This is a genomic window from Klebsiella sp. CN_Kp073, assembly GCF_040065495.2.
Lineage (GTDB): Bacteria > Pseudomonadota > Gammaproteobacteria > Enterobacterales > Enterobacteriaceae > Klebsiella > Klebsiella aerogenes.
Genome location: NZ_CM198051.1, coordinates 2,609,079 through 2,635,924 on the forward strand (window position 1 = coordinate 2,609,079; position 26,846 = coordinate 2,635,924).

Below are 26,846 nucleotides of genomic sequence, written 5' to 3' on the forward strand. Positions count from 1 at the left end.
GGAATCTACGATGGATATCGCTCAATTTTCACAAATCAATCCTCCGCATCGTCTGCTGATGGGGCCGGGGCCGATCAACGCCGACCCGCGCGTCCTGCGCGCGATGTCCAGCCAGCTTATCGGCCAATACGATCCGGCTATGACGCACTATATGAACGAAGTCATGGCGTTATACCGCGGGGTATTCCGCACCAGCAACCGCTGGACCATGCTGGTGGATGGCACGTCACGGGCGGGGATTGAAGCCATTCTGATCTCCGCGATCCGCCCCGGCGACAAAGTGCTGGTGCCGGTATTTGGCCGCTTTGGCCATCTGTTATGTGAAATTGCCCGCCGCTGCCGGGCGGAAGTGCATACCATTGAGGTGCCGTGGGGTGAAGTGTTCTCTCCCGAGCAGATTGAAGATGCGATCAAACGGGTGCGTCCACGTATGCTGCTGACGGTACAGGGAGACACCTCCACCACCATGTTGCAGCCGCTGGCGGAGCTGGGCGAGATCTGCCGTCGTTATGATGTGCTGTTTTATACCGACGCCACCGCCTCATTGGGCGGCAATGCGCTGGAGACCGATGCCTGGGGGCTGGATGCGGTATCGGCGGGGATGCAAAAATGCCTCGGCGGCCCCTCCGGCACCTCGCCCATTACCCTGAGCCCGCGGATGGAAGAGGCTATTCGTCGACGTAAATGCGTTGAGCAGGGGATCCGTACCGCCGAGCACCTTGATGGCGTCGATGAGATGGTTTACTCCAACTATTTCGATCTCGGGATGGTGATGGATTATTGGGGGCCAGAACGCCTTAACCATCATACGGAAGCGACATCCGCGCTGTTCGCCGCCCGCGAATGCGCGCGTCTGATTCTTGAGGAAGGGCTCGATAACGGCATTGCCCGCCACAAACTGCACGGCGACGCGCTGGTGAAAGGTATTCAGGCGATGGGTCTGGAAATCTTTGGCGACCTGCAACACAAAATGAATAACGTATTGGGCGTGATCATCCCGCAGGGCATTAATGGCGACCAGGTCCGCCAACTGATGCTGGAAGATTTCGCCATTGAAATTGGCACCTCATTCGGCCCGCTGCACGGCAAAGTGTGGCGTATAGGCACAATGGGTTACAACGCGCGTAAAGATTGCGTCATGACTACCCTCAGCGCGCTGGAATCAGTACTCAATTACCTGAAATTCCCCACCACGCAAGGGGCAGCCATGCAGGCGGCGTGGGATCATTATCGCAGCGAGAAGCCGCTATGAACCTGGCCGCAGCGCGAGTGATGGCGCGAGCTGAGAGATTAGCGGCGATAAGCGAAACGCCGGAAGGCCTGACGCGGGTTTACCTTTCGCCACAGCATCTCGAAGCTAATCAGCAGGTTGGCTACTGGATGCGCCAGGCAGGCATGCTCGTCTGGCAGGACAGCGTCGGTAATATTTGCGGACGCTATGAAGGCCGTGAAGAAGGGGCGCCGGCGATTTTGCTTGGATCGCATCTCGATACGGTTCGCAACGCCGGACGATATGATGGCATGTTGGGGGTGTTAGCCGCCATCGAAGTGGTACAGAGCTTACATAATCAGGAACGCCGACTGGCGCAGGCCATCGAAATCGTCGGTTTCTGCGATGAAGAAGGAACGCGCTTTGGTATCACGCTATTAGGCAGCAAGGGTCTGACGGGAAGCTGGCCACATGCCTGGCTCGACCAGCATGATGCCGATGGCATTAGCCTGGCGCATGCGATGGTCAACGCCGGGTTGGATCCATCACGCGTTAACTCATCCTCGCGCCCGGCGGAAGATTTTTCCGCCTATCTCGAACTGCATATCGAGCAGGGGCCGAGGCTGGAACAGGCCGGTTCGGCACTCGGCGTGGTCGAGGCGATCAACGGTGCGCGGCGCCTCAATTGCTGTTTTACCGGCGAGGCGGGTCATGCCGGTACGGTGCCGATGGACCAGCGCCGCGACGCGCTTGCCGCCGCCGCGGAGTGGATGCTGTGTATTGAGGGCACTACGCGCCAGCAGGGAGGCAACCTGGTCGCTACCGTCGGGACATTGCGCTGCTCGCCGGGGGCGGTTAACGTCATTCCCGGCGAAGTCGCATTGACTCTTGATATCCGCGGTCCGCAGGATCAACCGCTGGATGCATTACTGGATTCATTGCTGGCGTCTGCCGCAGAGATTGCCGGGCGTCGCGGCCTGCAGTTTGCCGCTGAGGAGTTCTATCGCATTGCGGCAACCACCTGCGATCCGCGATTACAGGGGGTGATTGCCGAAGCGGTATGCGAGGTACAGGGCGCGGCGTTGACGCTGCCAAGCGGCGCCGGACATGATGCGATTGCTGTCGCGGAGCGCTGGCCGGTGGGGATGCTGTTTGTGCGCTGTAAAGGGGGAATTAGTCACCATCCGGCGGAATCGGTCAGCGAAGCCGATGTCGAACTGGCGATTGATGCCTTCAGCCGGGCGGTGATAAAACTTGCCGGGTAAAACAATAACGGGCGCATCCTCTTGTCGGGGATGCGCCGCAGACTTATCCCGCTCCCGCAGGAAGAGCTATTTTCCGCAGTCGGCTGGCGCTAACGGCCGCCGACAACGCCGAGGCCGCGGCGGCGATCCACAGCGCAATATGAACGGCGCTTTCGTCTTTTGCCAACAGTACGCCCATCACGGCGGCGCCCAGACACTGCCCGAACGTGCGCATGATGGATAATACGCCCGAGGCATAGCTCGCCTGTTCGCGACTCACGTTTGACAGCATTTCGCGGTTATTCGGGCTCTGGAAGCAGCCAAAGCCAATACCGCATACCAGGCTCCGCAGGCAGATATCCCACGCGGCGGGCGTAGTGGGCAGCATCGCCAGCAGGATTAAACCCGCGACAAAAATCATCAATCCCAGCGTCGAGATGAGCGGAGCAGAGATTGAGTCCGCCCAGCGGCCGGCGTGCGGCGCGATCAGCACTATCCCTAATGGCCACGGAGTAAACAGCAGCGCCGAGAGCATCGGACTATAGCCATACCCGTTCTGGAACAGGAACGGCAGCGCAATAAAAGTGATCCCCTGGCTTACGAAGGCGATCAGCGACGTAAAGGCCGAAAGGGTAAAACGTTCATTCTTAAACATCGCAGGCGGCAGCAGCGGGTTGTCCGTACGCCGGATACGCCAGATAAAGGCGGTACCGCTTATCGCCGCGAGCAACGTCCAGTACAGACTATCGATATGCTGCGAAGCGCTCTGCAAGCTATTCGCCGCCATGATCGTTGAACCCAATAGCAGCGCCGACAATATCGCTCCGGGCGTATCAAAAGCGGCTTGCCCGCCAACTGCCGGCCGCGGTAGCGCTCTGACCGCCAGCAGTAAGGCGACGGTGCCGGGGATCACGTTTATTGCAAACAGCCATTGCCAGCTCAAGGTATGCAGGATCGTGCCGCCCAGCACCGGCCCGATGGCGGAGCTTGAAGCGATGAGCAGGGCGTGTATCCCGAGAATACGCCCCAGCAGTCGTCCGGGAAAAACGGAGCGCAATATGGCGGGCGCGATACTGAGCGTTGCCGCGCCGCCGATCCCTTGCAGCACCCGCATGCTGATGAGCAGCTCAGGCGTCGTCGCCAGCGCGCAACCTGCTGATGCCAAAATAAATGTCGTCAGTCCGGCCAGAAACACCGGGCGGTAGCCGAAACGCGCCGCCAGTGCGGCGAATATCGCCAGCGTCATCGCCGCCGCCAGCAGATACCCGTTGGCGAACCAGACGGCGGTACTGGCTGACGCCTGCAGTTCCTGCGCCATCGACGGCAGGGCAATGTTTACCATGGTGCCATCAAAGACACCCATTAACGTGGTGGTCATTACCGCGGCCATGACCCGCGCTCGCGCCGGGCCTGGCAGCCCGTCATCGCCAGGTTGGCTGGAAAAAAGTGTCATCGTGTTGTCTCCTGCAGAGAATATCTGGATGACGAAACTATAAAGATGGCTTTTACCGGGCGGAAGACGCACCATTTACACTCTATAGTTGCATGAAACGCCTTATCTGAATGTTCCAGGAGTGATGGTCATGTCAGACCCCGATTTTAATTTATTGATTGCACTCGACGTATTACTTAACGAAGCCAGCGTGGCGGGCGCGGCACGTCGTTTGAATCTCAGTACGTCAGCCATGAGCCGCACGCTAAGCCGGTTACGCGACGTCACCGGAGATCCGATACTGGTTCGCGCCGGGCGTAACATGGTGCTGACGCCGTGGGCGGAGGCGACCCGCGATCGCGCCCGTCGCGCGGTCTTCGAGGCGAAAGCGGTGCTGCAGCCAGCGGCCGAAGCGCTCAACGTGCAAAATCTGGAGCGTCTTTTTACCATCAGGGCAAACGATGGGTTTGTGGTAGCGTTTGGCCCTTCGCTGATTGCGGCAGTAGCCGAAGCCGCGCCCAATGTCTGTCTACGCTTTGCGCCTAAGCCTGAAAAAACGTCACGCTATCTACGGGAAGGACTGGTTGATCTGGAGATTGGCGTCCAGAGCAATATGGGGCCTGAAATCCGTCTGCAACGGCTATTTGAAGATCGGTTTGTGGGGGTGGTGCGTAAGGGGCACCCGCTGGCCGCCCTGACAGAGATAACCGTGGCGGATTATGTTGCCTGGGGTCATGTGGTGGCCTCACCAGAAGGTACGCTGCACGGGTCCGTCGATGATGTACTGGCCGAACTCGGCATGAAACGCAAAATCGCCAGCGTCGTACCCGGATTTCCGACCGCGCTTTCCGTGGCGCTGCAAACGGATCTTATCGCTATGATCCCCGCCCTCTATTTAGTCAATCAGCAAGTAGTTGAGCAGGTGCATCTTTTTGAACTGCCTTTTAAAAGCCGGCGGATTACCGTCTCGCAGATGTGGCATCCGAGAATGGAACGCGATCCCGCTCACCGCTGGCTTAGAGAGAAAATAGTGGCGATATGCCGCATGGACAAGTCGTTACACCAGAAGCTGTAGAAGATTATTCGCATTGAGTTTCTTCAGCGCATTACATTTATAGGTCGAGACCTGTTTTTCACTCATCTTCGTCATATGCGCGACATATCTTACCGACTGCCCCTTAACCAGTCTGTCGAGGACGTTAAATTCCATCTCGGTCAGGCAGCAGCGCAGGGTGCGGATCCGCCTTGGCTCTTTAGATAACAGCCAGGCGGCATCCGCAACGGAAATCCGGTCATCAATGATATGCAACGTTAACGTTTCAAAGCGCTTGCGCAGATAGGTGGCCAGCCCCCAGCTTTTTTCATTACACACCAGATAGCCCGTACCCTGCCAGCAATGGGCCTCGAGGGTAAGCAAAATTTCAACCAGCGACTGATGTGTACCACTGATGGAGAAACGGCAGCGAATAACAAGGGTGGTGCTCTCTAACAGTAAGGGCTGCCACTGCACCGTGCCGCTATGCACTTCCGTCTTAACGTTACGACGGAGGAGGGCGTAGCGCAGTCCCTCCGCATAAAAGCGATTATTATCAAGAACAACGTAGCTCACAGTAGCCTCTTTATAACGTACTGGGGGTATAGATAACGCGTAACGTACCGGTATAGTCACCCGCGTTTTTGCTGCTGGCGGCAAAGGCGGGTGTTTTCAGGGTAATGGGCGCCGGGATGCATAACACGCTTTCGCGGCCGCCCGGCAGGACAACCTGGCGCAAATAGCGGCGATTGTTGGTGCCCTCCCAGGTCAACGTTTTACCGTTAGCGGCAACTTCAGTTGCGCCGGTGGTCGGGTTGGTCACGAGCACCTGATAATCAAGACGATCTCTTGGATCTGTCTGGCTGCCCCCCCGTCGCCGGATGGAGAACGCCCCTTCGGCACGCCCGGTCGCGTCAAGTCCATCGTCTTCAAAGCGTAGAAACGCCCGCGAGCTGGAACTGTTGTTGCCATCATAGAGGCACATATCCAGCGAGTTTTCGCCCTTAATCTCACTGCCGCCGGGTCTGCCCGGGAAATTGGTGAGGTTGAGGTTCACCACCGGCGTGGAGTGCGGAAATGCCGGTAAGTAAATCTGCTGATTGCCCGGGTCGACCACCTCAATACGCAGGTTTGCCTGCCAGTTAGCAAGAGTGAGGTAGCCTGGGCAGCCAACATTGACGTCATTAAAGTTGCCGTTGCAGTCGGCGGTGCCCCATTCGCGCAAATTCTGTTTCAGCGTTGCCGTCCAGATACCGGCCTGATCGAGTTTGTTTAATTCGCTACGGACGATGTAAAAATCAAAGTACGGCTCACTGTTCCATGCTGATTCATCAACGGTCCCCCCACTCACATAGCTGGCAAAGACAAAAGTTTTGTTATTGATAAACATACGGTGTTCGCCATAGACTTTTACGTCCACCGTTTTGTTGGTTATTGCGTGGGTAAAGCGCAGGTTTATCGGATAGGGCGCGGCCGGGTTCGCCGGAAACCATACCGGCGCGGTCATGCAGGCGCCATAGGTTGTATCGGTACGCGACTGGCAGGTCAGGGTATTTCGTCCCCATTTTTGCGGATCGCTGGAATCATAACCACCGGACTCGTGCAGCCAGATATCCAGGCGGGCAGGAGGAGACTGGCGATCGAAGGCGAACGCCACGCTGGTATTTCTGCCGGCGGGACTACCGGCCTGAGCCTCGGCAAAACAGATGCAGGCAAGCAGTAAAATCAAAAGACGCGTTATCACATCATTTTCCTGTAGAGAGAGTAGAGTTATTCATCGCCGTTGGGCTGACCGCCGGCGTACGGCCAGCCAGCAGTAATTGCGCCTGCTGCTGCACGGTTTCCGGTAACGCGGAATAAGTCAGTTCTTCGCAGGTCACCGTGCCGACATAACGCACGACGTCACGCATGGTCTTCACCTTCAGCGCGCACTGGTAAAACTGTTGTTGTTTCACCAGGTAGAGCGACTGAATCAGGCTGTCGCTTTCCGCGCTAAAGCCGCCATTACCTAAATCGCTCCAGCCGCTGACGTTGAGCGGCATGCCGCCGATAAACGGCGTATGTTGTTCATCGGTCAACTGGCCAAGCCAGGTGTAACGCGTGGTGGTTTGCACCTCTCTGTGCAGCATTTTTCCTGGCACCATAAATACCGTTCTGCTTCCCGACCCCTGCGTAATTTCACTGTTGGCGCCGTGGGAAATGTCCGTCGACTCATTGATAGTGAGTGTGGTTTGCTGATAGCCGGGCAGGGCGAACAGCGCGCGGGCGTTTGCCGGGATATCGGCGCTACCGCTGTTATCCAGCGAAACGGCAATGCGGGAATCAGGAGACGCTTCCGGCGTTGCGACGTTGACCGCAATGGCTGACGCCGGGCGTCCGTCACCCCAGCGGCCAAACCACAAGCCAGAACGAGATAACGCCAACGTAGAACTGTAGTTACCGCTGCTGCTGAACCGGTGGCGATGATCCTGGCGATCCCACGAATCGCTGACGGTCAAACTTCCGTTACCAAAACGGCCGCCCTGACGGGTATAGGCCGAAGTATTTAGCGAGTCGCTATTAATCCCGGAAGCGTTGAGACCATATTCGTTTTCACCGCGCGCATCGGTGTACCAGTTGTGCGCGACGTTATAGTTGAGCTGATTTTTTTCATGCTTCTGCTGTTGCCATGTGGCCCCCACGGAAGTGTAGCTGGAAGCATCGCCCTGACGGTTATGAGCCAGCGACAGGCTTACGCTCAGGAAGCCGCCTTTATCCTTGCCATCACCAGAATGATCGTTACGCATAAACAGGTTTATGCTGCTGTTGATATTCAGCCCGCGGGTGCTGAACGAATTGCTCAGTCCGGCCTGCCATGCCTGCGAGCGGGTGCGGGTCATATACACCGATTCCCAGGGCAAACCGTTGTCGCGCCGATCGTCACTATTCGGTAATTCACGCCGCGAAACATAGCGACCTTCATTGCGGTTATCGGAATAACCGAGGTTGGCATACCACGAGCCGACAGGAACGGAGAACATTACCGAGAGGCTTCGGTAGCAACCATTCACCGCATCAAACCCGGTACTGCTGGAGTCACAGTTGTCAGCCGATAAGGCATTACGATAGAAGCTTAGTGAAAAGCCATCGTTGTAGCTGATTTGCTGGATATTGCCGCGTTGGCCCTGGCTGCCATAAAGGTAGCTAAAGCGTGTGCTGAGGACGCCATCGATGGGGCCGGTATTGAATCCGCGGCTCCAGTCGACGGCACTTTCCACAAAACGCTGGTTCTTTTTCACCGTTGCGCCGCTGGTGACCGCCAGCGTAGAAGTTACAGGCAGGCGAATACCCGCCTGCACCACGGCGCTGCGTTCGTCGCTCATATCGTCGTTATCGGTTTCACCGGCCTGCATAAACCACTCGACGCGGTCGAATGGCGTGATGCCGGTGCGGGTAAACGGAACCTGCTCGGTGCGGGTCAGGCGGTTGTTTTCATAAATCGCCAGCGTCACGGTATAGCTCCCGTCCGGAAACGAACGGGTATCCAGGGTTTGCGCCCCGGCATTAAGATAAAAACTGGCCAGCAGCTGATTCCCCCTACGGGCGTCTATACGCGCGTCATGGGAAAGCAGCACGGTAATGGGCGTTCCGCTGGACTGCTGAACGGGGTTGATCCACGCTCGCGTCGAGCCGGCACGCAGCCCGCGAATTTTTCCAAGCGGCAGTTGGCTGAGGTTGATATTGCCGCCGGCCGCGCTGAAGAGATCGCGCGTATCCATTTCACCTAACTGAACGTAATATTCGTGCCATAGATCCTGACGGAACCAGGCGTTATTCACCGTGATCTCCTGCTGCTGTTGATGGCGAGAGCGCTGCCCAAGCCAGGTCCAGTCGAGGTTAAAATACCCATTCTCAGTCATGGCCAGCGCGCCGTTTCCCTGCACGGTCATCGACTGATAGTTTTCATCGGCCACGAAGTTGATATTTTGCTGGTGGATCAGCGCGTTTTCGGTATTACGCGTAGGCTGATACCACTGATTTTCCGCCGTTTGTTTGGGTAGATACCGCCTGTCGAAAAACAGGTTTATGCGCGCGTTATTCTCGTCATAAATCAGGGCCACGCTTTTGGTGTCGATAAAATCGCAACCCGGCGCGGAACCATTGCTGCTGCAGGCGAGATTGCCGTTACGCGCAAGCGGAGAGGAAAGGGCGCCGGTCACCGAGGCGATCAAGGCAGGATCATCGTTGAACTGACGTTTAATTGCCGCGACAAGCGTTTCCGGCGCCACGAAGGTTACCGTTTCAAGCGTAATATCGGCTTCAAACAGGCCAAGCGAAGTGCCATACAGACTCACTTCTGTCCACAGGCGCTGCGTTTTCGCCAGATCCTCAAAGCCCGCAGGTACGACGATAGTGGCGCTGGCTAATTGAACGGAAGCGGGTAACAAAACGACAAAAAGAAGAGCATTTCTGTGAAAAGCCATGAACGAGCCTCGACGTCATCCTGACATCAGAGGGCAGGCGCCCTCTGATGTACTTCCTTATACGTATTGTGGGGTTACGCACCGCCTTCCGCGGTGGTCGCCTGAGTCAGCATCAGACTCACCACGCCGCTGTACTGACCGGTTTTCAGAATGCCTTTTGTGGTCTGAGAGATGGTCAGCGGCAGGACCGCAGAACCGTTTTCAACGCTGCCCGGGAACAGTTCGCTACCGGTGAATTCAGCATCGGTGGTATTCAGGGTTTTATCGCCCAGTTTTACGGTCATCGGTACCGTTTCGGCGCCATCTTCATTGGTCAGATTCGCTGCGCTAACCAGACGCACTTTGACGTTGCTGGTGGCTGAGTTCGACCAAATTTTGGTATTGAGACGGTAGCTTTCCAGCCCACGGCCCGGCAGATATTGCATATCGATGCTGGCTGGTAATGGCGTATTATCGGCCTGGGTCATATCCAACTGGGAGTCTACGTTGGCATTAACCGTAATATCCTTCTGAATAGCCATTGCGCTGAACGCAGTCGACATCGCAGCAACGATCATCAGAGGTTTAATATACTTCTTCATTGATATCTCCATATTTATAAACGAGCTCCATTAGCTCTTTAAACAAACCACACGTGGTTTTGACAGTGATGTCGTGTTATTGCACGACGGGTAAGTCGGCTTCTTCAGCTGTTTTATTAATCCAGTTGAAATAGCGGAATTTATATTTTTGGCCACGAACCTGAGTGAGCACTTTTAATTTTCGCTCGGTGTCCGGATAAATAGTCGCATCTTCTTTAAACCACCTGCATTTATCATTAACATCGCAAGCGCCAATTTCTTTCAGCGGTACCCGCAAAGAGCCGTCATTTTTTAAAGTTCCTGCTGCGGGATTTATTCGCAGAGAAACCACCGGCTTTTCCGGCGCCAAATGAACCAATGCTCCCCAGATAACGTTAACGCCGAGTTTGGCCGAAGCCGGCGTTCCCGCGGATGCTGCAGGCAGAATACTATCCGGCTGTTTTACCCCTTCAAAATAAACGCGCCAGGTACTCTCTTTTTCTGGCGGGGTCAGAGATACCAGCCTCACGATACGTAAAGCGCCTGCCGCTAAGGCGAATTTTTCAGGGGTAACGACAACGCTACCGTCTTTCCAGGCTGCCATCTCAACTTCTTTTTCCTGTGGCGTACCCGGATTAAGAATTTTCTTTTGCCTCACCCGAATGAACTGAATATCATCGCTTTTAGAGGCCACTCTGATTTGGGCCGTCCCGGAACTGTCGACGTTAAGTTCCATCGGGTAAACGCTCATATTAGCCTGTGTCATTTCTGCGAAAAATGACATCGACAGGGCAGCGAGATAAAGCGCAGTGGACTTGTTTACTCTGTTTTTTACTTTCACATTCATTCTGCCTGCTCTGAGTTCATGTACGGCGTTTTTACACCACGACACCGTCTGCTTTCGTATCGCTTCAGGACAGGGAAACTTTAACCGGAACAGCAGGTTGTGAAAATTTGTATTAGTTAACTTAAAAAATACAGTTCTTTATCCTGCAATCCAGGCTTTAAAGTTGTATAGTTAAAAGAAAATGCCGCAACCCAGGATGGGGAGAAAATTCCTGCTGATGAAAAAATAAGCTAATTCAGAAGGGGATTTCTTGCCTGCAGTTACAGGGATAAAAAGCAAGCGGCAACAGCCGAGAATGAAATATGTTTTTTATATGCAACAATTCGTTGTTATTTGATCCTGAAGCTCACACATTAAGTATTGTTGGACAGCCTGAGTCCGTATTAACGCTTTCGGCACCCGCCGTGCGTCTGTTACAGGAATTTATTCGACATAAAGGAAGCGAACTTAGCCGTGAGGAGTTGATTACCCGCGTGTGGCAGGAATTCGGTTTCACGCCTTCGGGAAATAATCTCAACAAAGCGATAAGTGAGTTACGCAAAAGCTTCCAGGCGTTGGGAGAACATCATGAATTGATTGTGACCATACCACGCTATGGTTTCCGGTTTGAGGCGGATGTTATTTTTCAACCGGCGCAAAACGCTTGCGCAAGCGAACCTCAACCCCAGCGACAAAACGCTGAAAAGAGGAAGCAACCACGACGTCTGAAATGGTGGCTGGTATTCACGGCATTATTAGCGTCGGCATTCGGTATTGGTATAATTATTCGCCAACAACAGAATATAACGACGCCGATAAAGCTAAAGCCGGTTGAGCAAAAAATCGCTAAATGTAGCATCTGGCTTATTAACGATCATGGGCGACCGTTGGTATTATCGAAACTGGCCGCGTTGCTGGATAAAAACAACGTAGCGTGCCAGCGCGAGGAGTACAGCGTCTATTATTTCAGCGCTCGTTTTTCCCTGGTCGCTGCGGATGAAGTGTTTATCGGCGCATGCCCGATCAATAAAGCCAGTTTGTGTAAAACCATTCGCTATAAAAGTGGAGCAGAAAAATGAAAATTAAAGTTTTCTGTGGCCTCGGTATTTTTCTGCTCGGTGGCGGATTGGCGCTTTATTACTGTTCTACCGGAGTTAGTAAACGTGATGTACTGGCCTGCAGTACAGAATTTAATTTTACGCGCAATGAAGGGAAGGCCAGTGAAGTGCGGGTTAATACAGTTGCTCAGTTCTATTTTCACCGCGACGGTACTGGTCTGACCGCCTACAAAGGGGCTGCCTGGGCAAATGGCCAGAGTATGATCGTTGACAGAGATGTCGATTTTATCTGGTCGCGGCGGGATGATGATAAAGTGGTGGTATTGAGCTACACCAAAACCTGGCGCAGGCACAATGACAACACGCCGGATGCGCAATGGGGCAGTTTCGCCAATCCAACCGCCCGTTACTATCTTACCATCTCCGAGGTTGCGCCTTCGGTGTGGCTGATCCAGGACCGGCATTATCCCACTTATATATGTCGGGGTGATTAACCACCTATAAAACAAGGAGAGTACCTCAGGTATTCTCCTTGTTTTTTCAGATAGTTGTGGCAAAGCATTACGGCTTGTACCCCCATGCTTTGAGAAACCCCTCAATTGCGCAGTCGGCAAGTTGCTCCAGCCTTTTTGGATCTATTGCTTTTTGTGCAATGAGCGCCCCAGGCAGCGGGTAACCCATAATTGCGCCTAGAAACGCTGTTGCCTGCAGTTCCGGGTCGTTGATGGTCAACAGTCCCTCGTCTTGTTTTTGCGCAAGGATCTCGCTGAGTGCCTGCAGTACGCGACCGGAGGGCCGTTGCTCAAGCGTGACATATAGCTCGGGTTTCTGCACGAGAACCTGGATCAGTAAGCGCTGAAAATGGATGTTCTCAGGGGCATAGAAGTGCTGCTGCACAACGTTTGCAAATCCGTGCAGCAGCGCGGGAAAATCCTGCTGACATTCCTGAAAAAGCTGGCGTAGTGGGGGCTGCATTGTGTCATTCAGAAACGCAAAAGTCTCCAGCAGCAGCGCATCTTTACCACCGGGAAAATGGCTGTACAGCGTCGGACGCGTGGTGCCCGCTTCGGCGGCGATGGTATCCAAAGACACGTCCAGTCCGTGCTGGAGAAACAGCTCACGCGCGGTTTGCAAAATGCGAGGGCGAGCTTTCATCGGCCGCCCGCGTTGATTGATCATCAATTGAGTCCTTACTGTTTGCGACTTTTCAGTCGCATGATTCCTTGCTGCACTAGCAGGAAAAATAGTGGAACTAAAAGCAACGTCAGTAGCGTCCCTGAAAGCATGCCGCCAATCACCGCCTGTTGGCTGGCAGCGCCGGCACCTGCAGAGAGTACCAGAGGGATCACGCCGACAACAAATGCGAGTGAGGTCATAATAATCGGACGCAAGCGCAGCCGTGCGCCTTCCAGTGCGGCTTCCGTCAGGCTTTTTCCTTGCTGAAACTGCGATAGCCCGAATTCGACGATCAGGATCGCATTTTTGGCCGAAAGGCCCATTGTTGTTAACATCCCCACTTGGAAATAAATATCATTTTCATAACCGGCGAGCAACGAAGCGCTGATCGCGCCAATGATGCCCAACGGGATAATCAACATCACGGCAATGGGGATCGACCAGCTTTCATATAAGGCAGCGAGGCACAGAAACATAAAGGCTAGCGATGCCAGATAGACCCACAGCGTTTGCACCGAAGATGAGCGCTCCTGCCAGGACAAACCGCTCCATTGCAGGTCAAATCCGTTCAGCGAGCTGACCATTTCGGACATTTCAGCCATTGCCACGCCGGAGCTGACGCCAGACGCAGCACCTCCTTGAAACTGCACGGCCGACAGCCCATTGAAACGCTGAAGCATCTGCGGTCCGCTGGTCCAGCGAAGCGTCGAGAAGCTGTCGAAGGACGCCATGTTGTCGCTGTTGCCACGGACAAACCAGGCGGATAAATTTTCTGGTGTTGAACGCCAGGGCGCGTCTCCCTGGATATACACGCGTTTAACCCGCCCTCGATCGACAAAGTCGTTAACATATATGCCCCCCCAGGCCGCTGAAAGCGTATTGTTGATATCGGCCTGATCCAGCCCCTGAACCTGCGCTTTTTGTCGGTCGACATCGACCTGCAGCTGCGCCTTTTCCTCCAGACTATTAATCCTTACCGCGTTAAGAGCAGGATTCTCTCTGGCGGCATTGAGCAGGGTGGTTTGTGCCTGCATAAGTGCCGCACTGCCATTTTCGGCGCTGTCCTGCAGCCATAATTCAAAACCGCTGGATTGTCCGAGACCGCGAATGGTCGGGGGTGACATCACGCTTATGTTGGCCTGCCTGGCATTTTTATTAAAATACTGGTTCGCGCGTAGAATAATGGCCTGAGCGCTGTTTTCTTTCCCGGGACGCTGGTCCCAGTGTTTTAACTCAGCGAATGCCATACCGACGTTCTGCCCGCTACCGGCATTATTTCTTCCTGTGACCATAAAAATAACGTCGAGGTTATCTTTCTCCTCAGTCATAAAATAGTGGGTAATATCCGCGCCAACGGCCTCGGTCATCGACATCGGCGAACCAGACGGCAGTGAGTACTGAACCATAACCGCGCCCTGATCCTCCTCGGGCAAAAATCCGCTTGCGAGCTTTTGATATTGCCAGAGCATCAAAAAAGTTAGTATCAGGGCCAGACAAACAAAACGGAGTGGATGGGCGGTCATTCGACGAAGTGTGGCCAGGTAGCTGTTCTGACTTATCGCTACTCCGCGATTGAAGAGGGTAAAAAAACGACCTTTATTTATGTGTCCAGGCTTGAGCAGGTGGGCGCACAGCGTTGGCGTCAGCGTCAGAGCGACCAATGCAGACAGCGCCATTGCTGAAACAATGGTCACGGTGAACTGACGATAGATAATCCCCACAGAGCCACCAAAGAACGCCATCGGGATAAAAACGGTGGAGAGAACCAGAGCAATACCTATCAGCGCCCCGGTTATCTCATTCATCGAGCGCAGCGTGGCCTCCTGTGGAGTGAGGTTTTCCTCTGCCATCAAACGTTCAACATTTTCCACCACCACGATAGCGTCATCTACCAGCAGCCCGATTGCCAGCACCATGGCAAAAAGGGTCAGTGTATTGATGCTGTAGCCAAGCAGGCTTAGAATGCCGAAAGTGCCCAACAGAACCACCGGTACCGTCAGGGTCGGGATAAGCGTTGCACGCCAGCTTTGAAGAAAAAGATACATAACGGCCACGACAAAGAGTATCGCTTCAATCAGCGTATGCACCACGCTTTCGATCGATACCGTCACAAACGGAGTGCTGTCGCGTGGATAGGCGGCGATTACGCCTTGTGGAAAGCGGGGAGAAAGGCGTTCGACTTCAGTCCTAACTTTCTCCGCCGTTTCCAGCGCGTTGGCTCCCGAGGCCAACTGAATTGAGATCCCAGCGGAAGGGTAACCATTGAGCGTCGTTTGGTTTTGATAGTTTTCCGCGCCGATTTCCACGCGGGCCACGTCGCGCAAGTACACTACTGAGCCATCGCGATGGGTGCGTAGAATAATATTCTCAAACTGCTCCGGATGACCAAGGCGGGACTGCGTCGTCACCGTGGCGTTCAAATATTGTCCCTCAATCGTCGGCAGAGAACCAATTTCACCGCTGGTCACTTGCGAATTCTGCGCCTCGATCGCGGCCTGTATGTCCGAGGGCATCAATCCATAGCTGGTTAGTTTGAGCGGATTGAGCCAGATGCGCATGGCATACTGCGCGCCAAAAACAGTGGTTTCACCCACGCCTTCGACGCGGCTCAACGGTTCTTGTAAAGAGCTGATGAGGAAATCGCTAATATCAAGGCTGGTTAATTGCCTGCTTGGGTCATACAGGGCTACCACCATCAAGCTGTCCCCCTGAGATTTGGTAACGGTAATTCCTTGCTGCTGCACCTCTTGTGGTAATCGTGTAATTGCTTGATTTACCGCGTTTTGTACCTGTACCTGCGCCATATCAGGGTTAACGTCCTGATCGAAACTAAGGCTAATGCGGGCCTGGCCAGCTGAACTGCTGCTTGAGGAAAAGTAGATCAACCCATCGATACCTTTGATCTGCTGCTCCAGCACCTGAGTAACGCTATCCTCGACGGTTTCTGCTGAAGCGCCAGTATAGTTAGCCGTGACATTAACAGCAGGCGGGGCGATATCCGGATACTGTTCCACCGGCAAAGTCATCATGGCGAGAGCGCCGGTTGCCATGATGCAGATGGCGATGACCGCGGCAAAAACCGGGCGAAAGACAAAAAAACGGGCCAGCATTGTTATTCACCTTTAGTCAGTTAAGGGATTTTTGCATAGCAAACGCGTCAGTTGGTTCGTTTAGCTCGTCGTCAGCCGGAAGAGGAGAAAAAGGCAAGGGCGGTATCTGTTTTGCCACGCCGTAGGAGTTGATTGTGAACAATTTGCGGGTTGCAACACATGGTGATGCGCGCAAGTATGTTTGGCAAACCAGCATCAGCACTGGAGCTAAAAAGCCATAAGCCAATGAAATAAAGAAGCTTTCCCCAATTTCTTTCGTTGAGCATCAGTGTGATCTCATGAATTTATTTACTTTACAGTAAAGTAAATAAATTATTTAAACAAGCAATCTTCTATACGAATGAAAAAAGGGAAAGCAAGAGCGTGAGTCAAAGGTCTTAGAACATGCCGTTGCCGCTGGCGGTTTTTTGCGGAACGTTTTGGGTAACATCCCAATGTTCAACGATTTTGTGCTGTTCGTTGAGGCGGAAGATATCCACGATAGCCCGCGTAACGCCTGGCTCACGACCGGTTACTTCAACATGCAAAATCACGTTATCTCCGTCGACGAATGCCTGCTTGATTTCGCTGTGCGAGTCGGGATATTTACTCTTCAGAAAAGCGATAAACTGCTCGAAGCCTTCCACGCCATCTTTTGCCATCGGATTGTGCTGTACATAGCGATCCCCGAGATAGGGCCTGGCGGCAGAGAAGTCTTTGTCGTTTAAGGCCTTATTATAAAAATCAATGACATTCTTTTTATTCAACAGCTCGCTTTCGCTATTGCCCGCAAAAACGGCGGGCGTCAGAGCGAAAAACAATGAAAGGGCGACTATCGATTTTTTAAGCATGCTTCCTCCAGCGATGGTTTGATGTCAGGTTTCAGGCCTGTCAGGTTAATGAACCGGCCACCCAGCGACATTTCAGACAGTAACGGTCTGCTGAGTTTGCGGCTGATTGAGCTGACTCCATGAACAAATGGAGTCTTGAATCTGCGGCATCGACTCGTTTAGATCAAGCTGCTTTTACTTAAGAAGAAAAAAGGGCAGTTTGGTCTGCTTTGCGGGAGGTCGCTAATCACCACAAATTACCAGGTTCATAATCCCATGTGGAGATCGTCAGGTATGCTTAATGTGATTTAACTATTCTGGGTTTGAGGAATATACATAATTTACGACAGCACCAGAAACAGTATAACAAACTGTTTTAAATGGATATTAATCAAATGGCGATTCAAGCTCACAGTTATGAACTCAGTTTTGGTTCATAACTGTGTTAAACGCTGTCCATAAATCACTCGATGTCACGTCTGTTGGTTCATGAACTGATCGTTCTAATTTTGTGATGTGCGTCAGGTTTTAGTGTTCAGTAATGTTACCTTTTACTCGATGATCGATTGTTTAGCACCTCTCCCACAACCGGAGCAGCGGTAAATGCGTTTGGCCAGCCAGCATAGAAGGCGGCCTGGGTAACGATCTCACCAGCTTCCTCAACAGAAAGTCCATTATCCATTGCTCTATTGAGGTGATAGCCAATCTGCGCGCTCTGTCCGGATGCGATTAAGGCGCTGACCGTAATCAGGCTTCTGTCGCGGGGTTTCAGCGCGGGTCTTTGCCAGAGATCCAGGAAGAGTGGATCAGCAGTGAATTTAACCAGGCCTGGAGATATTGGGCCAACATTTTTTTCCACTGTCTCTGAACGCTGCTTTTCTGCTTCCTGATTGAGAGGAAGCAGGTCCGGAGAAGCTTCAGGAAGTGCATCTGCCGTGACGCCACGAGTTTCAAATACTGCTTTGGTCACGCTGACGGCTGACATTGCATTTGGCCAACCTGAGTAGAACGCCAGATGGGTAATGATTTCTGACAATTCCGCTGGTGTAACGCCATTATCAAGGGCAATGTCTATATAGTGCTTAAGGTCGCCAGGCTGGTTTCTGGCAATTAGCATGGCGACGGTCACCATACTACGATCCCTGGGCGAGAGGGCATCGCGTGTCCACAGATCTTCAGTAATAGCTTCTCGACCAAAGCGCGCAAGAGCCGGTGAGACAGAACGAATATCAGCTTCAGAAATCGCTGAAGGTTCAATTTTCATCATAGTTTTACCTCTTGTTTCCTCAGCATTAGCAAAATCAGAAATAACAAGCGACATGGCCGCTGCTGCAATTACGCTTTTCATGTCAATCCTCACTGGTCAACGGTGCGGATCCTGTTTGATTCCGCCTTTGTTACGAAGAAATACCGGTTTTACCGGGATAGCGTCCTTACTGGTGCTCATATGCGCCGTTTGCCTGAGATAGTCACGGAAGTGTGGCGTTTGTCGGTGCAGTTGATACGCTTCCTCACTGGCGTAAATCTCATAGAAATACCAGCGGTTCGGAGTCTGTGAGTCTGTAGCGGAATACATGGCTAACACGCCTTTCTCTACTTTGAGTGACTCAGCCATTTCAGGCATGACGATGTTTTTAAATTCGGTCTGTAATTCAGGCTTTACCTCGACGATCACCAGATTATTAATGGTTCGCTCATTCGGTATGATGTGTTTGTCCCCCAGAAACTGGGGCTCCAGAGTGATTTTATTTTTCCGATCGATAATGTCAGGTGCCCGGGCAGCGAATGCCTTGTATGGTTCGGCATTCAGATGTTTGCGGTAAGCACTCTCGTTTTCATAGAGTTCGACCATGAATGCCTTACGTGGATTGTCGCTGCGGTGCAGGGCGTACATCGCCAGCGTACCTGCTTCATGATCAACCGAAGCGGAAATCGTCTGTCTGGCTACGTCTGCAAAATCTTTGTCCCGATCGTGCCTGACGCCGAGCTCAAAGATATTCATCATTACCTTATCCGGCGCGTCCAGTTTTGTTGCAAAGACAGGGCAGCTTATGAGCATACAAATTAAAAGCATAAGGGGCTTTTTCACGATGATCCTTTTACTGAAATTACTGTTTGCTACCGCGTCCAGACCTGCTTAACGTCTTTCGTTTGCGGCGTGTTTTGCCCCATGATCCCCGTCAGAACATGCGGCTGGTAGGTTTCTTCCAGAAGCCGGATTTCCTCCGGATTCAGTTGAAGGTTTACGGCGTTTACCGCGTCATCGACGTGATCTTTTTTTGTGGCCCCGACGACAGGTGACGTGACTTTTGTCAGCAACCAAGCGAGAGATATTTCCGTCATAGACACCTGATGCCGTTCGGCAAGTTCGGCGACACGCTCAATAATGAGCCGATCCTGTTCAGCCGTGCTGTCATATTTTCCACGCGCATAATCATCCTCCGTGGCTCGCCGCGTGTGGCCTTCTTTCCGGGAGAGACGACCGCTGGCCAGCGCGCTATAGGGGGTCATTGCGATATCATCTTCAGCGCACAGACCGAAGAGCTCTCGTTCATCTTCACGCATAATCAGGTTGTAGTGGCTTTGCACGGAGACAAAGGGCGTCAGCCCTTCGCGTTCTGCAAGGGCGTTCGCCTTCGCCAGCTGCCAGGCATAGCAATTGGAAATACCAATAGCGCGCACTTTGCCCGCAGTAACGGCGGCATGAAGCGCTTCAAGCACCTCAATAACTGGCGTGTTGTAATCCCAGATGTGGTAGATGTAGAGGTCGATGTAGTCCATCCCCAGATTCTGCAGGCTCTGGTCGAGCGATTGGGCTATTGCCTCTTTTCCGCCGATCCCCGCAGCAATTTGCGCGGCGGTTCGTGGCAGAAACTTGGTGGCCAGCACCACGTCCTCGCGTTTTGCCATCTCCCGCAGCGCCCGGCCAACGTATCGCTCGCTGGAGCCGTTCTGATAGGCGATGGCGGTATCGTAAAAATTGATACCCTTTTCGAGACCGTAGCGGATGATGTCCCGGCTTGCTGTTTCGTCCAGCGTCCAGCGATGCTGGCCCGTTAACGGGTCGCCAAACCCCATACATCCCATACAGATGCGGGAGACCAGTAAGTCACTTTTACCGAGCCGGGTATACTGCATCGTTATTCTCTCTCTGGATTATTCACGACGGAATTGAGCAGATCGACAAGCCTTGAAGCGTGTTCCCGGGCAAGCGTTTTTTGCTGCGCGATTTTGTCGGCATCCCGGTCGGCATAGCTGATACCGCAGGTATAAACCGGCGCCAGCAGCTCAAGATTGCACAGTTTTGCCGTGGTCTCGAATGGAATAAGATACTCTTCAATGGCATGGCCAAAGAAACCGTCAGCGGTATAGAGCGCCTGTGGCGCCCCTGTAGTGAAGGAGAGGAGCAGCTTTTTACCGCCCAGTTTCGCCGTTGAGCCATGCGCGAAGCCGTGGACAAAGACCTCGTCCAGCCATTGTTTCATTAACCCGGGCAGCCCATACCAGGAAAAAGGAAACTGCCAGACAATCACATCGGCCCTGAGCAGGCTTTCCTGCTCCGCAGCGATATTGAATTTGCCGTCCGGATAGAGCCAGTCCAGACGACGAATTTCAGCATCGGGAAGGGCGGTCGCCACTTCATCAAGGATCGTGGCATTGGCGACGGAATGGGTAAGCTCAGGATGACCTGAAACAATAAGGATATTTTTCATTTCAATGAGTTAAATATATTTGGTGAATGTTTAACCCAGTATAGAGTGACACCATTATTTTTTTTAGAGCAGTAAAGACTCATTCACTTTTAGACAAAAACTAATAATGGTCAACTGTTCTCATTGTACCGGTCATCACGAACCCGTGAACTACGCCGTGATGCCCAGTAAACGTTCTGCATTGCGAAATGCGATGGCCTCTTTTTCAGCCTTGTTGACAGGCAGACTGTCGATAAAGGTTTTTACACCGTCCAGGGTCTGATAGGGATAATCGACGGAGAACAGGATCCTTTCTGCCCCCATTAACTCGTAGATAAACTTGAAGTGCGGCAGTGTCAGCATACCTGACGGGGTAACGTAAACGTGTTCCTGGAAGGTTCTCGTTAGCGTGCGTGACAGACCCGTTGCAGCCAGTGGTAGGCTGTCATCAAGACGCTGCAGCCAGAAGGGTAACATCTCCCCCCAGTGGCCACTGATTACCTGCAGGTTGGGATATTTATCAAATGCGCCCGATAACATCAGCCGCAACAAATGGATCCCCGCTTCGTGATGCCAGCCCCAGCCAAACATAGAAAGCCTGGCGTTGACCTCTGCGCTGAAGCCCGTGAAGTAGGCCTGCTGTACGCTTTTAAGCGGTAATCCGGGATGAAGATAGAGTGGCACATTCAGTTTATTAAAGCGGGAAAGCAGGGAGTCATAGTCAGGATGATCGAGAAAGCATGAAGAGGGTCTGCCATTCAGCAGTGCTCCTTTAAATCCTAGTTTTTCAACTGCGCGGACAAGCTCATTTTCAGCCTCTTCCGGCTGTGCCCAGGGAAGTGTGGCAAATGCCGCGAAGCGATCCGGGTGATTTCTTACCGCCCCGGCAACGCGATCGTTTGCCGCCATATTTAATGTTACCGCTTCATCCTCGGGTGCCAACTGGGGGAATCCGCCCACAGAGAGTATCTGCAGGGTAATTCCAGCTTCATCCATATCCCTGAGGCGGCGGCTTCCCAAATCAGCGCCTTTCGCGTTTATCAGCGCATTCTTTTCTATCTGCGGCCGGCTTCGGTCAGGATTATGACCATCAGCGACGGTTTTCCCCCAGTCGCCAAGGAAAGGCGCCTGCTCAAGCGCAACAGGCATACACGCTCGGCCTAACTCGCAGTCGAGATAATGTTCTTCAAGGCAAATGATTTTCATATTCTCACCCTTCATACAAAGCAGTAAAAGTGATACAGATTAGGATCGCCCGGAACTGTCCATACGTGAATGTGATTCATGACAGTCTGTTCCGGACGGGCTTTACACCATCGGTTTTTCCCAGGCGCCTCGTGTATCCACTCTGGTCTCTGCGGCGAGTTGTTCCAGCAGGATGATTTCCTCATCGCGTAACTGGATGTCTGAAGCGCAGGCGGCGTCCAGAACGTGATGGACTTTAGTCGCACCAACGAGGGGAAGGGTACCTTTCGCAATAGCCCATGCGATGGCTATCTGTGCCACGCTGGCATTCCTTTCGGCTCCCATTTTTTTCATGGCGGCGGTTAGTCTTTCTATCTGCGGCAGTACTGCGTTATAACTTTCGGCCCGGCCACTCCCGGCAGGCATGGGATGATTTGAATCATAACGACCACTGAGCGCGCCTTGCTCCAGGACCATGTAAGCAAAGAACGTGATGTTATTTTGTCGGCAATAATCAAGGATCCCGGCCTCTTCAGAAGCGCGATAGAGCAGGCTGTAGTGATTTTGTACTGCACTGAGGGAATAACCGGAAGCGTTAAGGATTTCATTGGCGCGTCTGATTTGTGCCAGATTGTGGTTGGAAACACCTACGCGTTTTACCTTACCGCTTTGTAAAAGTGGGATCAGTCCTGGCGTCCATTTTTCGACGTCGAGGGGATTATGGATCCAGTAGATATCAATCGCGTCCACGCCCAGGCGTCCGAGGCTGGCCTCAAGCATATCGCTGACAGGCTGTGCAGACTGCTCGTTCGCAATCTGCGGCGTGAATTTGGTGGATAAAATCATATCCTCGCGGGGGAACTGACGGACTAATGTTCCCAGCGCTGCCTCGGAACTCCCCATGCCATATACTGCTGCGGTATCCCAGAGGTTGAGACCCTTACTCATGGCCGTGGTGAACACGTCTGCCATCTGAGTATCAGAAAGATGATTGCCGAAGACGGTGTCGCCACCGGCGAAGCCGGTGCCCCAGGACCATGTGCCGAGCGCGACTGGAGGAAGAGTTTTCATATTCAGCTCCTGAAAAAAGGCCGGAACGTTGCTGACGTAAACCGGCCAAAGAGGGTGAGTAACGATGAAAGACAGATGAATGAATTAAGTTGGCTCGCGGAGGGCATTTAACAGCGCCACACCGACACCGTGCGCTGAAGCGGGATTCTGCCCCGTGATAAGGCGTCCGTCGGTAACCACGTTTTCAGACCAGTTCGGGGCTTCATGATGAAGCGCGCCATGCTCGCGGAGTGCAGTCTCAAGCAGGTAGGGAACCACATCTGTAGTGTGAACTTCTTCCTCTTCCTTGTTGGTAAAGGCCGCCACGTTTTTGCCTTTCACCAGGTATTCGCCGCTGCTGAGCTTTGCGTCAACCAGTGCCGCAGGCCCGTGGCAGACGGCTGAGACAATCCCATCACTTTCATACACTTCGCGGATAATACGCTGGGCATCATGGCTGTCGCGGAAATCCCACATGGTTCCATGCCCGCCCGCAAAGAAAACGGCGCTGTAATCGGAACCGTTCAGCTCAGATAACGCAGGCGTTGTGGCCAGGCGCTGCTGAAAATCGGTTTCGTTCCAGAACCAGGCGTTGACAGAGTCACTGAGGTCAAATCCATCCACCGGCGGCTGTCCCCCGCGAATGCTGGCTATCATCGTTTTTAGTCCGGCATCTTCCAGTACTTTCAGCGGATGCGTCAGCTCAGCCAGGAAAAAACCGGTTGGTACACCGGATGCGCCTTTAATCGGATGACTGGAAACGACACACAGCACGGGTTTATCTGCAGGTTTCATATCGGGCCTCACTATTTATTTTTAAATTCAGCGGCAAAGAGATTTTCCCAGTTAATAAAGGAGCCAAGCGGAATGCACTCAAAGCTTAATAAGCCAGCTTTTGCCAGCGGGAATTCGGCCATTACGTTCATCGCTTCATCGACAGAGTCACATTCAAGAAAAATAGCGACGCCAGGTCTGTCCTGACGGAAGTAGATGTCGCGGATGAAGCCGGATTTATACAATCCCCAGGCGTGCAGCGCTTCAGCGTTAAGGTGTGGAGCATATTTTTCCAGCGATGCTCCAGGTGCGGGGATATCCAGACATAAAATTCGCATCATAGTCTCCTGAACTCAGGTCGTTGTAGAAAGAGATAAAAGTATAAGAGGCGAATTTCACGAAGATTAGAGGAGCATTGACTTAAGCATCTTTAGACTGTACTTAATAATCAGGCGGAGATTGCTTTAGGAAAACATTATGAATAACGCCCTGTATAACCAGATACGGATCTTTCAGAGCATTGCACGTGAGGGCAATATTTCGGCAGCCGCAAGAAAACTGGAAATTACGCCTCCCTCCGTCAGCAATGCGCTTAAGCTGCTGGAAGATCATATTGGCCATCCGCTTTTTGTGCGTACGACCCGCCGTATTGAGCTGACGGAAACTGGGCAGCTGTTGCTGGAACAGACCGCTGCGGCGGTGGAGTCGCTGGAAAATTCGCTTGAAAGCATTCGCGACCAGAATCAGGAGCCCTCTGGTATCGTGCGAATCACGCTCTCGCGTTTTGCCTATCTGTTAATTCTTAAGCCTGCAATGGCGAAATTCTGTCAGCAATATCCGGGTATACAGCTTGAAATTTCGGTTCACGACGGTACCGTGAATGTTATCGAAGAGCGTTTTGATCTTGGGATCCGTTTTGGCTATATCCTCGAAGGTGGGGTGGTGGCGCGGCCGTTAATGAAACCATTTCGTGAAGGGTTATATGCATCCGCAGCTTATATCAGCGAGCATGGAATGCCCGAGGTGCCGGCTGACCTCAGTCAACACAAGCTGATTGGCTACCGTTTTATTACTAACAACCGCATCCTTCCGTTGATTCTGAACGATCGCGGAGAGCAGTTGACGGTTGAGATGCCCGGGCAGTTAATCAGCAACGATATTGACGTTATGGCAGACGGGATCCGTAACGGCCTGGGAATCGGACGTTTGTTTGAACCCATCTTGCAGTTACAGCCGGACAGGGAGCGCTTTATACCCGTGATGGAGAGCTACTGGAAAACCTACCCGCCAGTGTATCTCTATTACCCCAAAAACGCGGGTAAAACGAAAAGAGTGAAGGCCCTGATTGATTTTCTGATATCCGCTACGGGACGATAAAGTCCACAACTAAACTTTGGCAACTGACTGATTCATCGGTAAGTTCCTGAAAGAGAGGAACTCATAACGTAAGAACAAACTCACCATATTTAACATAATATACATTATGCGCACCAATGTTGTAGTAGCTAAATTGAGATGTCCGTCTCTGACCAAATAGACATGTCCGCGCTACAGTCTCACCACAGCGATCACTGCTTTCAAAGGATGAGACTCATGACGGCATACGGAACGGAGTTTTTCTCAATGAACGATGTAAACCGACTCAGGATCCTTCAGGATGTTATCGACCGCCGTCTTACCACACGTCTTGCAGCAAACCGGCTTGAGATATCTGACAGACACTGCCGACGGTTGCTGGAGCGCTATCGTGAACATGGGCCGCTTTCACTTGTTAACCGTCGTCGTGGCCAGCCTGGCAACCGGCAACTCATGCCGGGCCTCGCTGAACGAGCACTACGAATTATCCGCGAACGCTACGCTGATTTTGGCCCGACTTTAGCCTGTGAGAAGCTCGCCGAGGTTCATGGGCTGTATCTGGCCAAAGAGACAGTACGCAAGCTGATGACACAGGCTGGTTTATGGCTCCCCCGCAAGTTACGGCCGCCTCGTGTGCATCAGCCACGACCGCGTCGGGCCTGCACCGGAGAACTCATCCAGATTGATGGCTGTGAGCATCGCTGGTTCGAGGATCGTGGTCCGGCCTGCACGTTACTCGTTTACGTTGATGATGCGACCAGCCGGCTGATGCAGCTTCTGTTCGTCAGTTCTGAGTCCACTTTCACCTATTTTGAAGCCACCCGGGGCTATCTGGAGCGTTACGGTAAGCCTCTGGCATTCTACAGCGACAAGGCCAGTGTCTTCAGGATCAACAATAAGCAGGCCATCGGCGGAGATGGCCAGACTCAGTTTGGCCGTGCTATGAACGAGCTGAATATCACCGGTATCTGTGCCAATACCAGTTCTGCCAAGGGCCGTGTTGAGCGGGCCCACCTTACGTTGCAGGATCGCCTCGTCAAGGAGCTGCGGCTCCGCGGTATCAGTACACCCGAGGCTGCAAACGCCTTTGCCGAAGAGTTCATGGCTGACTACAACCACCGGTTTGCGAAGCCGCCACGTCACGATTTCGATGTTCACCGTCCGCTCGAGAATAATGAAAATCTGGCAGCAACATTCACCTGGCGTGAACAACGTAAGGTCTCAAAAAACCTGACATTACAGTATGATAAAAAGCTCTATCTGCTTGAAGATAATGAAGAAAACCGACGTTTTCAGGGGAAGTACATTGATGTCTGGCAGTATCCGGACGGTACCATCGAACTCCGGGCTAACGGTACTTCCCTGCCCTTCATAACCTACGACCGGCTGGGAGAACTGGACCAGGGCGCCATCGTTGACAACAAGCGCCTGGGACGTGCTCTGGAGATGATAAAGCTGGTTCAGGACAAACGGGACAACACCCGCTCGCAGGCCCTGCCATCACTGGACGGCCAGACCTCACGCAGAAAGAAACAGCCCGGAAAGAAATCACAAAGAAGCCTGAACCAGGACGACATGCTGGAAGCTCTGCAGCAACTCCAGACAAGAAGCCAGGAAATCTTTGGCAAAAGCTGAAACATAACCCACATGCGGACATTTCTATTTAGCCACAAAGCGGACCTTTGAAAACAGCCCAGACATGCATGGAGCGTGACGGATAACGGCGTTTAACGTTGTGCATTATTGTGGTTCCAGACATGTCGCTTTCTTTCTCCAACAATCATCTCCGGCTGTCAGATTACATCGCGGACAACAACAACATCATTATGTCGTTGTCCGCATCTACAATATCATTCTCAACATGGCGT

General features: G+C 52.8%; 24 protein-coding genes and 1 pseudogene. 7 read left to right on the forward strand and 18 right to left on the reverse strand.

Going from position 1 to position 26,846, the window contains the following annotated elements; all coding sequences use genetic code 11:
- Window positions 1-10 precede the first annotated feature (10 nt).
- Complete coding sequence (gene pucG / locus ABLV66_RS12550; RefSeq protein WP_213292551.1) at window positions 11-1,252, forward strand: (S)-ureidoglycine--glyoxylate transaminase; 1,242 nt, start codon at window positions 11-13, stop codon at window positions 1,250-1,252.
- On the forward strand, window positions 1,249-2,475 hold the full coding sequence (gene hpxK, locus ABLV66_RS12555) for an allantoate amidohydrolase (RefSeq protein WP_348876630.1): 1,227 nt from the start codon (window positions 1,249-1,251) through the stop codon (window positions 2,473-2,475). The genes pucG and hpxK overlap by 4 nt, the downstream gene beginning before the upstream one ends.
- A 43-nt stretch (window positions 2,476-2,518) precedes the next feature.
- Here hpxK and ABLV66_RS12560 read toward each other — a convergent pair whose 3' ends face one another.
- A complete protein-coding gene (locus ABLV66_RS12560) occupies window positions 2,519-3,907 on the reverse strand; it encodes an MFS transporter (RefSeq protein ID WP_348876629.1) in 1,389 nt (462 codons plus the stop codon).
- Between the two features lie 130 nt (window positions 3,908-4,037).
- Between ABLV66_RS12560 and ABLV66_RS12565 the strand changes: the two genes are divergently transcribed.
- A complete protein-coding gene (locus ABLV66_RS12565) occupies window positions 4,038-4,961 on the forward strand; it encodes a LysR family transcriptional regulator (protein ID WP_047048354.1) in 924 nt (307 codons plus the stop codon).
- Here ABLV66_RS12565 and ABLV66_RS12570 read toward each other — a convergent pair.
- The 5 genes from ABLV66_RS12570 to ABLV66_RS12590 form a co-directional block, all read right to left on the reverse strand.
- A complete protein-coding gene (locus ABLV66_RS12570) occupies window positions 4,944-5,495 on the reverse strand; it encodes a LuxR C-terminal-related transcriptional regulator (RefSeq protein WP_045394397.1) in 552 nt (183 codons plus the stop codon). The two genes, ABLV66_RS12565 and ABLV66_RS12570, sit on opposite strands and share 18 nt — an antisense overlap.
- Window positions 5,496-5,505: 10 nt before the next feature.
- Window positions 5,506-6,663 (reverse strand): CblD like pilus biogenesis initiator family protein, encoded by a 1,158-nt coding sequence (locus ABLV66_RS12575; RefSeq protein WP_348876628.1) that lies wholly within the window; start codon window positions 6,661-6,663, stop codon window positions 5,506-5,508.
- Window position 6,664: 1 nt separating this feature from the next.
- Window positions 6,665-9,382: a TcfC E-set like domain-containing protein gene (locus ABLV66_RS12580; protein WP_348876627.1), complete on the reverse strand. Its 2,718-nt coding sequence runs from the start codon at window positions 9,380-9,382 to the stop codon at window positions 6,665-6,667.
- Window positions 9,383-9,456: 74 nt separating this feature from the next.
- Entirely contained in the window at window positions 9,457-9,963 is a 507-nt protein-coding gene (locus ABLV66_RS12585) for a CS1 type fimbrial major subunit (RefSeq protein WP_015366620.1), read from the reverse strand.
- Between the two features lie 76 nt (window positions 9,964-10,039).
- Window positions 10,040-10,783 (reverse strand): fimbrial protein, encoded by a 744-nt coding sequence (locus ABLV66_RS12590; protein WP_463135310.1) that lies wholly within the window; start codon window positions 10,781-10,783, stop codon window positions 10,040-10,042.
- Between the two features lie 308 nt (window positions 10,784-11,091).
- On the opposite strand from ABLV66_RS12590, the gene ABLV66_RS12595 reads away from it, so the two are divergent.
- Both ABLV66_RS12595 and ABLV66_RS12600 read left to right on the forward strand, forming a co-directional pair.
- The gene (locus tag ABLV66_RS12595) at window positions 11,092-11,847 is read left to right on the forward strand and encodes a winged helix-turn-helix domain-containing protein (protein WP_047079189.1); all 756 of its coding nucleotides are present in this window, start codon (window positions 11,092-11,094) and stop codon (window positions 11,845-11,847) included.
- On the forward strand, window positions 11,844-12,320 hold the full coding sequence (locus tag ABLV66_RS12600; protein ID WP_047079190.1) for a hypothetical protein: 477 nt from the start codon (window positions 11,844-11,846) through the stop codon (window positions 12,318-12,320). The genes ABLV66_RS12595 and ABLV66_RS12600 overlap by 4 nt, the downstream gene beginning before the upstream one ends.
- Before the next feature lie 67 nt (window positions 12,321-12,387).
- On the opposite strand, the gene ABLV66_RS12605 is transcribed toward ABLV66_RS12600, so the two are convergent.
- The 12 genes and pseudogenes from ABLV66_RS12605 to ABLV66_RS12660 all read right to left on the reverse strand — a co-directional run bounded on the left by ABLV66_RS12605 (window position 12,388) and on the right by ABLV66_RS12660 (window position 23,960).
- Window positions 12,388-13,005, reverse strand: a complete 618-nt coding sequence (locus ABLV66_RS12605) for a TetR/AcrR family transcriptional regulator (RefSeq protein WP_348876626.1) — start codon at window positions 13,003-13,005, stop codon at window positions 12,388-12,390.
- 11 nt (window positions 13,006-13,016) lie between these two features.
- Complete coding sequence (locus ABLV66_RS12610; protein ID WP_348876625.1) at window positions 13,017-16,112, reverse strand: multidrug efflux RND transporter permease subunit; 3,096 nt, start codon at window positions 16,110-16,112, stop codon at window positions 13,017-13,019.
- A 377-nt stretch (window positions 16,113-16,489) separates the two neighbouring features.
- Entirely contained in the window at window positions 16,490-16,942 is a 453-nt protein-coding gene (locus ABLV66_RS12615; RefSeq protein ID WP_047048333.1) for a nuclear transport factor 2 family protein, read from the reverse strand.
- 40 nt (window positions 16,943-16,982) lie between these two features.
- A pseudogene (locus ABLV66_RS12620) lies at window positions 16,983-17,116 on the reverse strand (hypothetical protein); the annotation flags it as partial.
- 349 nt (window positions 17,117-17,465) lie between these two features.
- Window positions 17,466-18,269: a carboxymuconolactone decarboxylase family protein gene (locus tag ABLV66_RS12625; protein WP_032705781.1), complete on the reverse strand. Its 804-nt coding sequence runs from the start codon at window positions 18,267-18,269 to the stop codon at window positions 17,466-17,468.
- A gap of 15 nt (window positions 18,270-18,284) precedes the next feature.
- The gene (locus ABLV66_RS12630) at window positions 18,285-18,980 is read right to left on the reverse strand and encodes a putative quinol monooxygenase (protein ID WP_047048993.1); all 696 of its coding nucleotides are present in this window, start codon (window positions 18,978-18,980) and stop codon (window positions 18,285-18,287) included.
- Window positions 18,981-19,039: 59 nt separating this feature from the next.
- Window positions 19,040-20,059, reverse strand: a complete 1,020-nt coding sequence (locus ABLV66_RS12635) for an aldo/keto reductase (protein ID WP_047048327.1) — start codon at window positions 20,057-20,059, stop codon at window positions 19,040-19,042.
- A gap of 2 nt (window positions 20,060-20,061) precedes the next feature.
- Window positions 20,062-20,634 carry an NAD(P)H-dependent oxidoreductase gene (locus ABLV66_RS12640; RefSeq protein ID WP_047048324.1) on the reverse strand — a complete coding sequence of 191 codons (573 nt, stop codon included), beginning with the start codon at window positions 20,632-20,634 and terminating at the stop codon, window positions 20,062-20,064.
- 150 nt (window positions 20,635-20,784) lie between these two features.
- Entirely contained in the window at window positions 20,785-21,819 is a 1,035-nt protein-coding gene (locus tag ABLV66_RS12645) for an amidohydrolase family protein (RefSeq protein WP_315710429.1), read from the reverse strand.
- A 102-nt stretch (window positions 21,820-21,921) separates the two neighbouring features.
- Window positions 21,922-22,869 carry an aldo/keto reductase gene (locus ABLV66_RS12650; protein ID WP_063447079.1) on the reverse strand — a complete coding sequence of 316 codons (948 nt, stop codon included), beginning with the start codon at window positions 22,867-22,869 and terminating at the stop codon, window positions 21,922-21,924.
- Window positions 22,870-22,953: 84 nt separating this feature from the next.
- Window positions 22,954-23,643, reverse strand: coding sequence for a type 1 glutamine amidotransferase domain-containing protein (locus ABLV66_RS12655; protein ID WP_063447078.1), 690 nt, complete (start codon window positions 23,641-23,643; stop codon window positions 22,954-22,956).
- An 11-nt stretch (window positions 23,644-23,654) separates the two neighbouring features.
- A complete protein-coding gene (locus tag ABLV66_RS12660) occupies window positions 23,655-23,960 on the reverse strand; it encodes a hypothetical protein (protein WP_045910563.1) in 306 nt (101 codons plus the stop codon).
- Between the two features lie 139 nt (window positions 23,961-24,099).
- Here ABLV66_RS12660 and ABLV66_RS12665 point away from each other — a divergent pair, with 139 nt between their 5' ends.
- The gene (locus ABLV66_RS12665) at window positions 24,100-24,999 is read left to right on the forward strand and encodes a LysR family transcriptional regulator (RefSeq protein ID WP_348876624.1); all 900 of its coding nucleotides are present in this window, start codon (window positions 24,100-24,102) and stop codon (window positions 24,997-24,999) included.
- Window positions 25,000-25,215: 216 nt separating this feature from the next.
- Window positions 25,216-26,613: an ISNCY family transposase gene (locus tag ABLV66_RS12670; protein WP_348876406.1), complete on the forward strand. Its 1,398-nt coding sequence runs from the start codon at window positions 25,216-25,218 to the stop codon at window positions 26,611-26,613.
- Window positions 26,614-26,846: the final 233 nt, after the last annotated feature.